Source organism: Candidatus Margulisiibacteriota bacterium (assembly GCA_028706105.1).
In the GTDB taxonomy this organism is placed as follows: Bacteria; Margulisbacteria; Riflemargulisbacteria; order GWF2-35-9; family DYQY01; genus DYQY01.
In genome coordinates, this window is the sequence record JAQWCF010000050.1 from 1 (window position 1) to 13881 (window position 13881).

The window sequence follows — 13881 nt, forward strand, 5'->3', positions numbered from 1 at the left end:
TTTTTAAAAAACCAGCAATGTTTGACCCTACCACGTAATTACCAGGGCAACCATACTTGGCTGCAGTTTCATAAGCTGTATTATGGATTGAAACCATAATAGCTTGTAACTTTTGGTCAACCTCTGAACGACACCAGCTTAATCTTAAAGAGTTCTGACTCATTTCTAAAGCAGAAGTAGCAACGCCTCCAGCATTAGCTGCTTTACCCGGACCATACAAAATTCCAGCCTTAATAAAGGCATTCACGCCTTCTTGGCAAGTAGGCATGTTCGCACCTTCGGCAACTAGATAGCAACCATTATCTAGCAATGTTTGTGCCGCTGTAACATCAATCTCATTTTGCGTGGCACAAGGAAAGGCAGCGTCGCATTTTATTCCCCAGGGGTTTTCACATGGATAATATGTAGCGTGTTTAAATTCACAGGCATATTCTTTAATTCTGCCTCTTCTCACATTTTTAAGCTCCTTAATAAAGGCTAATTTGCATTCATCAATACCTTTGGGATCATAAATAAACCCATCAGAATCAGAAACAGTAACAACTTTAGCTCCAAATTCATTAAGTTTCTCAATAGTGTATTGAGCAACATTACCAGAACCAGAAACCACACAGATTTTACCTTCGAAATTTTCACATCTTGTACGAAGCATCTCTTGAGCAAAATAAACAACGCCATAACCCGTTGCCTCTGGTCGAATTAAAGAGCCACCCCAACTAAGAGACTTTCCTGTCAAAACTCCGGTAAATTCATTTTGTAATCTTTTGTACTGACCATACATAAAACCAATTTCTCTTGCTCCAACACCAATATCTCCAGCTGGAACATCTGTGTTGTGTCCGATATGACGAAACAACTCAGTCATAAAGCTTTGGCAAAAAGCCATAATTTCATTATCTGACTTTCCTTTAGGGTTAAAATCAGAACCACCTTTTCCTCCACCAATTGGCAGAGTAGTTAGCGAGTTTTTAAAAATTTGTTCAAAAGCAAGAAACTTTAGAACGCTTAGATTAACAGAAGGATGAAACCTAATCCCGCCTTTATATGGGCCAATTGCACTGTTAAATTGGATTCTGTATCCTCTATTAACTTGAATCTCACCTTGGTCATCAACCCAAGGAACCCTAAACATAATAACTCTTTCCGGCTCAATAAGTCTTTCCATAATCTTATTTTTTTCAAATTCTGGATGCAAATCAAAAACTGGCGCTATAGACTCTAAAACCTCATTAACTGCTTGTAAAAACTCTGTTTCATGAGGGTTTTTTTCGGCTACTTCTTTCATGATCCTGCTGATATATTTTGAACTCATTTCTATTCCTTTCTTTTTTCTAAAATTAAGACCTATTTAATTAGTGAAGTTTATCTTAATTATTTTTCTATATCAAGAAAAAAACTTTTAACAAATATTACTCTTTAAGGTAATCGATTTTTTTGCCAGCCAACCTGATCCCAGCAGTGGGACAATTTTTAACAACTTCTTGATAAGCAGTGGCATCAATATTTTTCATAGCTTCATTAAAAGGTGGTTTTACTCTAGACGAGAATCCTCTGTTAATTAGACCAAGCATTTTATTGTTTTTGTTGGCTTCTGCAACTCTAATACAAGAGGCACAATTAATACATTTATCTTCTTCAAGAACAACATCTTTTTGACTCTTGTCTTTAGCATAAGTTCTATTTTCACCAGCAAACATTTGAGTCTCAACATCATAAATCTCGCAGTATTCTTTTAACTTACAATCATTTATCTCTACGCAACCACATGATAAGCAACGTTCCGCCTCCGCTTGAATCATTGTTTCAGGAGAAGTTAATTCGATAGAAGAAAAAGATGCTTTTCTCTTTTCTTGAGATAACTGAGGAATTTTCATTCTTGGTACTTTGGCATATTCCGCAAACATCTGGTCTGGAAGTTCGTTTAATTCTCCAGTGACAGAACTAAAAAGAGGTTTCTCTCCAGTCACTATCTCGCTTTTTAGATATTGGTCTATAGAAAAAGCACTTTTTCTGCCAGCAGCAACAGCGGTGACAACTAAATCTGGGCCGCTAACACAATCTCCTGCAGCGAAAATCTTAGGGTTTTTGGTTTGATAAGTTTTCTTATCGATTTCCAAGGTGCCCCGTTTCGATATTAATTCTGAAGCAACAAAAGAGGCCTCTACTTTTTGCCCAATAGCCATAACCATCGTATCGGCTGTCAGCACATATTCACTTCCTGAAATTGGAAAAGGCTTTCTTCTACCAGTATTATCTGGTTCACTTAACCCCATTTTAATACAAGTTACTTTTAATTTACCCTCAACTTCTTCACACTTAATTGGCGCTGAAAGAAACTGAAAGACCACGCCTTCTTCGACTGCTTCCTCAATTTCATCTTTGCCTGGCATTTCTTCTTCGCTTCTACGATAAATAACGGTTGTCTTGGTACCTGTTCTCACAGCTGTTCTAGCTGCATCCATTGCAGTATGTCCGCCACCGACAATCAGAGAATTAGCTCCTAAGGCAATCGGTGTATGTTTGGCAGTTTTTTCTAAATATTCTACAGCAGAAATGACTTTGACGGAGGATTCTCCCGGAATATCCATAGATGTAGATGTTTGAGCTCCAATTGCAATCAGCACTGCATCAGATTTATTTAAAATTTCTTCGAACTTAATGTCTTTACCAATTGTAGTGTTGTAGAACATTTTAACGCCTAATTGTTCAACAATAGCATCTAACTCAGTATCAATAATATCTTCAGGCAATCTATAATAAGGGATTCCATATCTAGTCATGCCACCATGTTTAGGATGCGCCTCATAGACAGTAACCTCGTGACCTTCTAGCGCTAAATAATAAGCCGCACTCATCCCAGTTGGGCCAGCGCCAATAATTGTAATTTTTTTGTCGGTTTTAGCTTGTTTCGATGGTAAAAATGGTCCACCCTGTTCGATTTCTTTGTCAGAAATATATCTTTTTTGGATCCTGATACTAACTGCTTCGTCTACTCTATTTCTTCTGCATACTTTTTCGCAAGGAGCAGGACAAACTCTACCTAACATATTTGGCATGGGAGCTTTTTTTCGAATAAGCTGAGCTGCCTCTTGGTATTTTCCTTCTTTTTCTAAAGCTAAAAATCCTTGAATATTTATATTTGCTGGACAACCTTCTAAGCTACAGGGAGCAACACAATCTCCAAAGTGGTCAGACATTAATAACTCTAATGCCATCTTTCTAATTCCACGAATTCTGTCGTTCTCTGTCTCAACAATCATTCCGTCCATACAACCTGTAGAACAAGCAGGATAAATCCCTGCTCTACCATTCGTAACTTCTACAACACACACAAAGCAACTACCATAAGGCTCTAATTCTTTCACGTGACAAAGTGTTGGTATAAATATTTCGTTTTTAGTGCAAACGTCTAAAATTGTTTGCCCCTCTTTAAATTGATATTCCTTACTGTTTATTGTTATTCTACCCATTTTTCACCTTCCAACCCTTAACGCCTATTTCGACAAACTCAGCACATAGACCAAGGGAAACTTTTTTATTTCCTCAAGACTGCATCCACTGGGCAAACTGCTTCACAATTTCCACACTTAATGCACTTCTCTTGATGAATAAAATGTGGCTTTTTAAGTTCTCCTGAAATTGTATCAACAGGACAATTTTTCGCACATTTTGTACAACCAATACACTTATCTTGGTCAATTGTATATGTAACCAAAGCTTTACACGCACCCGTAGAACATTTGTTTTCCTTGATATGTTCGAGGTACTCATTCTCAAAGTATCTTAATGTAGTCATTACTGGGTTTGGAGCTGTCTTACCAAGAGCGCACAACGAAGCTACTCCAACATTCTTCGCCAAAGCTTGCAGTTTGTTAAGTTCCTCAAGACTTGATTTTCCCTCTGTCATTCTAGTGAGTATTTCTAACATCCTTTTTGTTCCAATTCTACAAAAAGTACATTTTCCACAAGACTCACTCTGAATAAACTGCATAAAATACTTGGCCAAGTCAACCATGCAAGTATCTTCGTCTACAGCAACCATTCCACCTGAACCAACTATTGCCCCTGTACTCATTAAGCTTTCATAATCCACTAAAGTGTCAAATAATTCAGCAGGGATACATCCACCAGACGGACCACCCAATTGCACAGCTTTCACCTTTTTTTTAGTTGAAGAGCCTCCGCCAATACCATAAATAATATCTCGCAAAGGAACGCCCATCTCTACTTCCACTAGCCCTGCATTTTTTATTTTTCCAGCTAAAGAAAAAACTTTTGTACCAGGACTTTTTTCTGTACCAAGGCTATTAAAGCTCTCTGCACCTTTACGAATAATCCAAGGTATATTTGCTAAAGTCTCTACATTATTAATATTTGTTGGTTTCTCCCACAAACCTTTTGTTGCTGGGAACGGAGGCTTGATTCTTGGCATACCTCGTTGGCCCTCAATAGAAGCAATAAGCGCTGTTTCTTCGCCACAAATAAATGCACCAGCACCTTCTTTAATTATTATCTTAAAATCAAACCCTGAACCTAAAATGTTCTTTCCTAGTAAATTAGCTTCCTCTGCATCTACTATTGCTTTACTAAGGCGTTTAATCGCAAGAGGATATTCTGCCCTACAATAAACATAGCCAGTGTTTGCTCCAATAGCATAACCACTAATAACAAGTCCCTCTAAAACTCTATGCGGGTCGCCTTCCATCACAGCTCTATCCATAAAAGCACCAGGATCACCTTCGTCCGCATTACATATAACATATTTTTGCTCACTCTGCGATTTTCTCGCAAACTCCCATTTAGTTCCTGTACTAAACCCAGCGCCACCTCTACCACGAAGACCAGAACGCTTGACTGTATCTATAACTTCTTCAGCAGGAATATTATTATTAAGAATATTTTTAAGTGCTGAATATCCTTCTTTCTCAAGATAATCACTTAATCTGTCTGGATTAATTATTCCACAATTCTCTAAAACTATTCTGTTTTGTCCTTTTAACTTATCTGACTTTTCCAAAATTTTAATTTGGTTCGTAATATTATTATTTGCAATATCTGCTAAAAGAGTGGGAAGTTCATCAGCTGAAAGGTTGGAAAAGATATATGTTTTTCCGTCTATCGTTGTTTCAATAAGTGGCTCTAAATGACACAAACCATTACAAGAAGTATAGTCTATTTCTATATTTTTATAGTTAGCAACCTGTTCCTTTAGTTTGTCATAAATGGGTTGTGCCCCTGCAGCAAGACCGCAAGTGCCCATTCCAACTTTTAATAAAATTTTATCCTTCAACTCTCTAGCCCTCCAAATCTCTAACTCTTCAACTAATGAACTCTTGAACTATTGAACGCCCCTCAATATCTGCTTCAACTTATCTGCTGTCAGTTTTCCATAAACCTCACCATTTATCATCACGGCTGGAGCAAGTGAGCAACAACCCAAACAGGCAACTGTCTCCAGTGTGAACTTATTGTCAGCTGTTGTTTCACCTATTCCTATTTTTAACTCTTCTTTAATAACATCTATCAAATTATCAGCACCTCTTACGTGACAAGCAGTCCCTTTGCAAATTCTTATCAAGTTTGTTCCTGCTGGGGATAATTTAAATTGACTATAAAAAGTAGCAATTCCATATAATCTGTTTGCTTTTATTTCTGTTTTACTACATATTTCTTTCATATGTTCTTTAGAAATAAACCCATAGTCCTGTTGAATTGCCTGCAATATCGGAATAGCAGAACTTTCTGCTTTGCCACATTCCACAATTATTTGATCTAAACTTCGAATGTTCTTCTTCATGACATAATATTACTATGAAGCAGTTTAAAATAAAAGTTGATTAATTCAACTTTTATTTCTGATAATTACAAATAAAAAAGGCTCCTTTCGGAGCCTTTTTTATTATTACCTATTTCAATGGTTTATGGCAAAACCACCAATCATAACACTCCAAAGATTTATCTTTTAAACGCGCTGCTGCATCATCCATAGTTTTTGCAGGAGCAACGATAATCCTATCTTTAATTAACTCGTTATCAGGCCAACCTGCGGCAACTGCGCCTTGTTTATCTGATATTTGTAATGCTTTTACAGCTCTTACGACTTCATCCATGTTTCTTCCAACTTCTTGTGGATAATACATAATCAAGCGAACTTTGCTTTCAGGGTCAACAATAAATACCGCTCTCACAGTACTTGAACCTTTACCTGGATGTAGCATTCCTAGTTTAGAAGCAATTGAGTCATTCGCAGCTACCACTGGAAACTTAATCTCAACACCCATGCTCTCTTTTATCCACTGAATCCATTTAATGTGTGAAAAAATCTGGTCAATTGACAGTCCTATTAAATCACAACCTAATTCCTTAAACTGCTCGTATCTAGCTTGAAAAGCTACAAACTCGGTAGTACAAACTGGAGTAAAGTCTGCAGGATGACTAAATAGCACAAACCATCTTCCTTTTTGGTCCGCGGGAATGTTCATTGGTCCATGTGTTGTTTGCACCTCTAGTTGCGGAAACTCATCTCCTAATAACGGCATATTCATCTTATTTTCTTCCATTTTGTCCCTCCTTCTTTTCGTAACACTTATCTTTTTAGTATACGTGAATTCTCTATTATTTCAAGTTCTTAGCTCTGCGCCTAAACCCTAACTGAACTTAAAAATTCCATACAAACGCTCTTCAACCTTTAGTTTAAGGTTCTTGTGTACTAAGGGTGACATTTCTACTTTGCTCAGGGGTGACATTATCACTTTGGGCTAACAAATTTCTATCGAGACTTAAAAAATTAAAAGCTATATAATGTAATTGGCCAGTCGAGTCATCGTCTGTATTTATTTACGGGAGGAAAGTCCGGACTCCATAGAGCACTGTAGCGGGTAACGCCCGTCCGGCGCAAGCCGAGGACTAGTGGAACAGAGACGTAGTCCGTCAGGATCCGCGAAGTTTTACTAAGCATTCCTGACGGGGTGAAACGGCTAAACTCTACAGGGAGCAAGACCAAATAGGCAAAGAGGAGTTGCTCGCTCCATTTGGATTTGCGGGTAGGTTGCTAGAGATAAACAGTAATGTTTGTCCAAGATAAATGATGACATAGAACAGGATCCGGCTTACGGACTGGCCATTATCTCTATTGCCTACACTCTTTTCTTTCCAGCTCATCCAGCTCAATTTCACTAATTATCTCTATCGCCTCGAGATTCGCGATACTACGTTTAACAAAAACTTTTTTCTTCCATCTTCCAGTTGAAAAATATAAACCCGAAAACACCGCTCCAATGAGCCAAGCAATTGGAATGCCCCACCAAATACCATCAGTTCCCATTTTTGTAGAAAGAAAAGAAGAAACGGGTATTCTGATAATCCACAAGGAAAAAAGAGTTATAAACATTGGGATTAAAGTGTCTCCAGCGCCTCTTAAAGCTCCATTAAAAATAAACATCAACATAAAGGCAAAATAAAATCCACCAACAATAAATAAATAATCCTTACCTATAGAAATAACATCTAAATCATTAGTAAAAAGTCTTAATAATGGACTGCTGAACAAAATGACAGAAACCGAAATTATTACAGAGATTATTAAAGAAATAAAAATACTAGTTTTAATGGCAGCTTTTACCCTCTCATGTTTGCCTGCTCCAATGTTCTGGCCCACAAAAGTTGACATCGCCATAGACAGATTCATAGCTGGCATCATCGCAAACGAATCGATTCTACCGGCCGCAGTAAATGCTGCTATCGCATTTGTTCCAAACTGATTCACAATTCTTGTAAGCGCCATCATCCCCGCAGCAACGAACATCTGCTGTGCTCCTGTTGGCAAACCAATGCTAATGCTATCCATAAAAATTGATTTATCAAATCGTAATTTCAAATAATTTACTCTAAATAATGGATTAATAGCTTGCAAATAAATTATCCCTCCTACAAAAGAAAAACCCTCGGCAATTACTGTCGCAAAGGCGGCACCCCAAACACCCCACTTAAACACTATAATAAATAATAAATCCAAGCCAATATTTAAAAAAGCTGAAAATATTAATAGATACAGTGGCGTTCTAGAATCTCCAAGGCCTCTAAGAATTGAACTTATGGAGTTGTACCCAAAAAGAAGAATTAACCCACTAAAAATAACATTTATGTAGAGTTTAGCATCATCAAATATCTCTACAGGCGTTTTCATAAAATGAAGGATATAGTCATTTAATAAAAAACCTATAATCGTAATAGCAATCGCCATAACAATCATAAATATGTAGGCAGTTTCAATACAAATTTTTACTTTTTCATAATCCTTGGCACCATAATACTGCGATATTAATACCGTTATTCCCATTGTTGCTCCCATCGTAAGAGCAATCAAAAGAAACATAACGGGAAACGCTGCGCCGACGGCTGCAAGAGCTTCCTTGCCAAGAAATTTTCCAACTATTATGGAGTCTGTAACATTATAAAACTGTTGAAAAACACTCCCGATAAGCATTGGTAAGGTAAACAACAAAATTTGTTTTGCTGTACCACCTTTAGTCATGTCCATCATCTTTAATACTTCCCTTCTAATAAAAAATGTATCCAAAATATAATATCTGGTAAAACTTGTCAGCGCAATTAATAATTAGGGAGCATTCAGCCAACTCAAAGCATCACTTATCAACTCCTCCACTTACTAATGACTAAGAATTCCATTATTCCTTTGCCTAGTAAGGCGTTTAGCTTTATAATACAAAAGACCTAATAATAAGGAGGATAATTTTATGTCAGAAATAATAGATATTCACGCAAGAGAGGTTATGGATTCCAGAGGAAATCCTACTATTGAGGTAGATGTTTTCTGTGAAGACGGAGCTATGGGAAGAGCAATTGTTCCTTCTGGTGCTTCTACTGGGATACACGAAGCAGTTGAGCTTAGAGATGGAGACAAGAACAGATATTTAGGAAAAGGTGTTCTAAAAGCTGTTGAAAATGTAAATGAAATAATCGCTGAAGAACTTATTGGTTATGATGCTGTTGAACAAAGAGCTATCGATAACACAATGATCGAATTAGATGGAACAGAAAATAAAGGGAAATTAGGCGCAAATGCTATTCTAGGTGTTTCTCTAGCTGCTGCAAAAGCTGCGGCCATGAGTTGTGGTCTTCCTTTATATTCATATATTGGTGGAACAAATGCACACCAACTACCAGTCCCAATGATGAACATCCTTAACGGTGGTTCTCACGCAGACAACACCGTTGATATCCAAGAGTTTATGGTTATGCCTGTTGGTGCTCCTTCTTTCAAAGAAGCTCTGCGCTGTGGCGCTGAAATCTTTCATTCTCTAAAAAAAGTATTAAAGTCCAAAGACCTTAATACTTCCGTTGGAGATGAAGGTGGCTTTGCTCCTAACCTAAAAACTAACGAAGAAGCTATTCAAGTAATTATGGAAGCTGCAACTAAAGCAGGTTACAAGCCAGGTGTTGATGTTATGATTGCCCTAGACGTAGCTGCTTCTGAAATGTTCGACAAAGGAAACTACAACTTCAAGGGTGAAGGTGTTGTGAGAACATCTGCGGAAATGGTTGCTTACTATGAGTTCCTTTGTGGCAAATACCCAATCATCTCCATTGAAGATGGTTTAGCCGAAGATGACTGGAACGGCTTCAAATTAATGACTGAAAAATTAGGTTCTAAAATACAAATTGTTGGCGACGACTTATTTGTTACAAACACCAAAAGATTAGCAGAAGGCATTACTAAAGGGATCTGCAACTCTATTCTAGTCAAGGTAAACCAAATTGGCACATTAAGTGAAACTCTTGATACTATCGCTATGGCAAAAGAAGCTGGTTACACTGCAGTAGTGTCACATAGATCAGGCGAATCAGAGGATACAACAATTGCTGACATCGTAGTTGCTACAAATGCAGGACAAATTAAAACTGGTTCAGCAAGCAGAACTGATAGAATAGCTAAATACAACCAATTACTAAGAATTGAAGAAGAACTCGGAGCGGAAGCTGTTTACAAGGGTATTAAATCATTTTATAATCTGAAAGTGTAAAAAGGCTTTTTGGTGGTTTAGTGTTTGATACTTTTATAAGAAGTCGGTTCGTTACGTTTCTTTTGGTTCTGATGGTTGCAAGTATGTTATACCAGAATTTGAGGATTCTGTATTATAATGTTAACTATAGTCAAAAGATTCGGTCTACGAATCGACTGATTATTTTTGAAGAAGAGAAAAACAAAATGCTTAATGAGCAACTTGTAGAAACTGGATCGCTAATGAACATCGAGCAAAAAGCGAGAACAATATTGGGTCTAGTTAAGCAAAACGAGGTAGCGTATAAAATAATACGCAAAAAAGGTGATTAGCATAGAAAACGAAGAAAATATATTAGAAAAAGATTCCATAGTAGATGGTGTAGTTACAGGCGTTACAAGCTTTGGAGCCTTTGTCAAACTACCAGGAAATAACGAAGGTCTTGTCCATATTTCAGAAATAGCTAACGAGTATGTTACCGACATTAATAAGCATGTCGCCCTTAATGACAACGTTAAGGTCAAAGTTCTAGGCAAAAACCCTAAGGGCAAATATGACCTTTCTATGAAAAAAGCTTCTCCACCCAAAGAACATGTAGAAACAGAAATCTCAGAAGAAAATAGAATCGCCACAATGGACAGAAGAAAAGCTAAAAAGCTAGCTGAAACTGGAGAACTTAATCCTTTTGAATCTAAAATGCTCAACTTTCTTAAAAAAAGCGAAGAAAAGCAGATAGACTTAAAACGCAATATTCAAACTAAGCAAGGCGTAAAAAAGAAAAAGAAACTCAAAAAATAAACCAGCTTACTTACGAATACTAGACAACAGTTCTTTCATTACTATTTCTAACTGCATAGCACTTTCCATAGAATAATCTCTGCTATGATTTTCCCAGTCATAAACAATTGGCTTTCCGACCATTGTCTTCACCTTATGATAACTAATGTTTGTCGCTGATTTATTAAATATCTTAAACACAGGATCATTAACTACAGGAACCACTGGTGTTCTTGTCTGAAAGGCAACCTGTATCCCTCCACGCTTTATCTTCTGTATCTCTCCGTCCATTGACCTTGTTCCTTCTGGAAAAACCAAAACTGAGCGTCCTTGCGTTAACTCCATCTTTATTTGGTCTAATGTTTCCGTTGAACGTCTATTGTTCTTTCTATCTATAGTGATATACCCCGCCATTTTGATTAGTGAACCGATAAATGGAACCCTAAGCAATTCTTCTTTGGCAACAAATAAAAAACCAGAGGGCAATAATGCTAAGGCAATTAAGATATCCAAATCACTCTGATGATTCATACAAAAAACAAATGTTCCCTTAGGAAACTTACCACTTACTTTTGGAACGATTCCTTGCAAAATTAAAATAAGACGAGAATTCATTTTATACAGTTTTCTTAAGGTATATTTAGCTTTTTTTCCTAAAAATAACAAAATTGTTATAGACATTAAATAAGTTACTACAACCAAAACAACACCCATTAAAAGAAAATAAAGAGCATATATTTTATTGAATATATTTTTCATATTCTCATTATAGTACTTATAAGATTTCCTTGAAAGTAAAGGTGTCTTACTATTTTGAAGGTTTTACATGGATCAACTTATCTACAAACTTGTATTACATTAGCGAGAGGTTATTGTTTTTACAAAATATGGCATCTGCTTTATAATAAATAAAACTTTTTTTATATTCTTTAGGAGGATCACAATGCAGAAACAAACAATCAAAGACATCAAGACTCTAACCGGAAAAAAAATTCTTGTAAGATGCGACTTCAATGTTCCCGTAGATGGTGACAGAATAACTGACGACACCAGAATAATAGAAGCATTGCCAACTATTAATTTTTTAAAAAACGGCGGAGCAAAAGTTATTTTATGTAGCCACTTTGGTAGACCAAAAGAAGGTCCAGCCCCTGAGTTTTCGCTAGCACCCGTTGCAAAAAACCTCAGCAAGCACCTTGGACAAGAAGTTAAATTAGCCCCAGATTGTGTAGGAGATGAAGTTGAAGCTCTCGTTTCTAAAATGAATAATGGTGACGTTCTTTTACTTGAAAATGTTCGTTTCTATAAAGAAGAGACTAAAAATGATCCTGAATTTTCTAAAAAACTTGCCTCAATAGCTGATATTTATGTAAATGATGCTTTTGGTTCTGCACACAGAGCACATGCTTCTACAGAAGGTGTCACAAAATATCTACCAGCTTATGCAGGACTCTTAATCGAAAAAGAGCTTGAATACTTTGGTAAAGCACTAACCGCACCAAAAAGACCATTTGTTGCCATAATTGGTGGAGCAAAGGTTTCGTCTAAAATTACTGTACTCAAGCATTTATTAGACAAAGTTGATATCATGTTAATTGGTGGCGGCATGAGCTACACCTTCTTTAAAGCTCAAGGCTATAGCGTTGGAACATCTATCTGTGAACCTGACTACCTAGATACTGCAAGAGAAATAATCACCGCTGCAAAAACAAAAAATGTTTCAATATTTTTTGCAGACGATATCGTTGTTGGTGATGACTTTAACGCTAATGCTAACTCTCAAATAGTTCCTTATAATGCTATGCCAGAAGGATGGGAAGGGCTGGACATAGGACCAAAAACTATTACCAAATTTGAAAAAATTATAGCAACAGCAGGAACGATTATTTGGAACGGACCAGTTGGAGTATTTGAAATGGATAAATTTGCTACTGGAACAAACGCAATCGCTAACGCTCTAGCAAAATCTCCAGCTATTACCATTATTGGTGGCGGGGACAGTGCCGCAGCAATTAAAAAAATTGGACTTGAAAATAAAATGGATCACATCTCAACAGGCGGTGGCGCTTCATTGGAACTATTAGAAGGTAAGATTCTTCCAGGTATTGCTGCACTACTAGACAAATAATGTTATACATCTTTTTTATATTATTAATGACCGATCAGCTCACCAAGCTATCGATCATTTTTTTAAGCTCAAAAATGAATCTTACTATTGTTCACAATACTGGTGTTGCCTTTGGAATGCTCAGTGAAAAGTCTATGCTTGTTGTCTTTCTCACTGTCTCGTTACTTTTAACTTTATTGATATTCAAAAAAACTTTCTTTGTAAATAATGCTTTGCACCAGAAAGCTATCATTTTTATACTAGCGGGAGGGGCAGGCAATTTACTAGACAGAATAATTTATGGACATGTCATAGATTTCATAAAGCTTCCCTTAATTCCTTATTTCAATTCAGCTGACGTTTTTATAAATGTTGGCATGCTCCTATACGTCTTGGGTTTATTTAAGAAAAAATATGAACCTCGTCTATAATAACGAACATTCTATGCGGCTTGACGTCTGGTTAAGTGAACAAACCGAGAAAAGTCGTTCTTTTATTAAAGCTTGCCATCAAAATGAACCCATAACGGTTAACAGCAAACCCGTTAAGCTCAGCCATAACCTAAGAGATGGAGACATTGTTTCCCTCTTACTTGATGAAAAAGCAATTGAATACCAACCAACAGACATTGAGCTTGAGATTGTTTATGAAGATAAGCATTTAATCATTATTAACAAACCTGTTGGCTTAACCGTTCACCCAGGTGCTGGAAATAAAGACAATACCCTTGTTAATGCCTTGCTGCACAGCGGAAAAAAACTTTCAACTATTGGTGGACCTGAACGTCCAGGGATTGTCCACAGATTAGACAAAGATACTTCTGGTCTGATGGTGGTTGCTAAAAGCAACGAATCTCATGAAAAAATGGCAAAACTTTTTGAAACTAGAAATATCGAAAAGAAATATCTAGCGCTCGTTCATGGATATCTTCCGCATGAACAAGACTCTATTGATGCTCCAATAGGAAGAGTGCCC

The 13881-nt window shown here is 36.9% G+C and carries 13 protein-coding genes and 1 other RNA gene; 7 read left to right on the forward strand and 7 right to left on the reverse strand.

Annotated features, from left to right (window positions below):
* From gdhA to PHF25_06195, 5 genes are all read right to left on the reverse strand, one after another.
* A partial coding sequence (gene gdhA / locus PHF25_06175) for an NADP-specific glutamate dehydrogenase (GenBank protein ID MDD4527607.1) occupies window positions 1–1312 on the reverse strand: 1312 nt, incomplete at its 3' end.
* A gap of 97 nt (window positions 1313–1409) precedes the next feature.
* Entirely contained in the window at window positions 1410–3470 is a 2061-nt protein-coding gene (locus PHF25_06180; protein ID MDD4527608.1) for an FAD-dependent oxidoreductase, read from the reverse strand.
* 65 nt (window positions 3471–3535) lie between these two features.
* A complete protein-coding gene (gene nuoF / locus PHF25_06185; GenBank protein MDD4527609.1) occupies window positions 3536–5260 on the reverse strand; it encodes an NADH-quinone oxidoreductase subunit NuoF in 1725 nt (574 codons plus the stop codon).
* 78 nt (window positions 5261–5338) lie between these two features.
* Window positions 5339–5797, reverse strand: a complete 459-nt coding sequence (gene nuoE, locus PHF25_06190; GenBank protein MDD4527610.1) for an NADH-quinone oxidoreductase subunit NuoE — start codon at window positions 5795–5797, stop codon at window positions 5339–5341.
* A gap of 109 nt (window positions 5798–5906) precedes the next feature.
* Window positions 5907–6560, reverse strand: coding sequence for a peroxiredoxin (locus PHF25_06195; GenBank protein ID MDD4527611.1), 654 nt, complete (start codon window positions 6558–6560; stop codon window positions 5907–5909).
* Between the two features lie 247 nt (window positions 6561–6807).
* On the opposite strand from PHF25_06195, the gene rnpB reads away from it, so the two are divergent.
* Window positions 6808–7128, forward strand: an RNA gene (gene rnpB, locus PHF25_06200) — RNase P RNA component class A.
* Between the two features lies 1 nt (window position 7129).
* Here rnpB and PHF25_06205 read toward each other — a convergent pair.
* Window positions 7130–8578: an MATE family efflux transporter gene (locus PHF25_06205; protein MDD4527612.1), complete on the reverse strand. Its 1449-nt coding sequence runs from the start codon at window positions 8576–8578 to the stop codon at window positions 7130–7132.
* Window positions 8579–8756: 178 nt separating this feature from the next.
* Here PHF25_06205 and eno point away from each other — a divergent pair, with 178 nt between their 5' ends.
* The 3 genes from eno (at window position 8757) to PHF25_06220 (ending at window position 10820) form a co-directional block, all read left to right on the forward strand.
* Window positions 8757–10043: a phosphopyruvate hydratase gene (gene eno / locus PHF25_06210; GenBank protein MDD4527613.1), complete on the forward strand. Its 1287-nt coding sequence runs from the start codon at window positions 8757–8759 to the stop codon at window positions 10041–10043.
* An 83-nt stretch (window positions 10044–10126) separates the two neighbouring features.
* Window positions 10127–10354: a hypothetical protein gene (locus PHF25_06215; GenBank protein MDD4527614.1), complete on the forward strand. Its 228-nt coding sequence runs from the start codon at window positions 10127–10129 to the stop codon at window positions 10352–10354.
* Window positions 10347–10820, forward strand: a complete 474-nt coding sequence (locus PHF25_06220) for a S1 RNA-binding domain-containing protein (GenBank protein MDD4527615.1) — start codon at window positions 10347–10349, stop codon at window positions 10818–10820. The genes PHF25_06215 and PHF25_06220 overlap by 8 nt, the downstream gene beginning before the upstream one ends.
* Window positions 10821–10826: 6 nt before the next feature.
* Here the strand turns inward: PHF25_06220 and PHF25_06225 are convergent, their stop codons facing one another.
* Window positions 10827–11558, reverse strand: coding sequence for a lysophospholipid acyltransferase family protein (locus PHF25_06225; GenBank protein MDD4527616.1), 732 nt, complete (start codon window positions 11556–11558; stop codon window positions 10827–10829).
* 184 nt (window positions 11559–11742) lie between these two features.
* Between PHF25_06225 and PHF25_06230 the strand changes: the two genes are divergently transcribed.
* The 3 genes from PHF25_06230 to PHF25_06240 all read left to right on the forward strand — a co-directional run.
* Window positions 11743–12927, forward strand: coding sequence for a phosphoglycerate kinase (locus PHF25_06230; GenBank protein MDD4527617.1), 1185 nt, complete (start codon window positions 11743–11745; stop codon window positions 12925–12927).
* Window positions 12927–13337, forward strand: coding sequence for a signal peptidase II (gene lspA, locus PHF25_06235; protein ID MDD4527618.1), 411 nt, complete (start codon window positions 12927–12929; stop codon window positions 13335–13337). The genes PHF25_06230 and lspA overlap by 1 nt, the downstream gene beginning before the upstream one ends.
* Before the next feature lie 13 nt (window positions 13338–13350).
* Window positions 13351–13881, forward strand: a 531-nt coding sequence (locus PHF25_06240) for an RluA family pseudouridine synthase (protein ID MDD4527619.1), incomplete at its 3' end; no start/stop codon positions are given.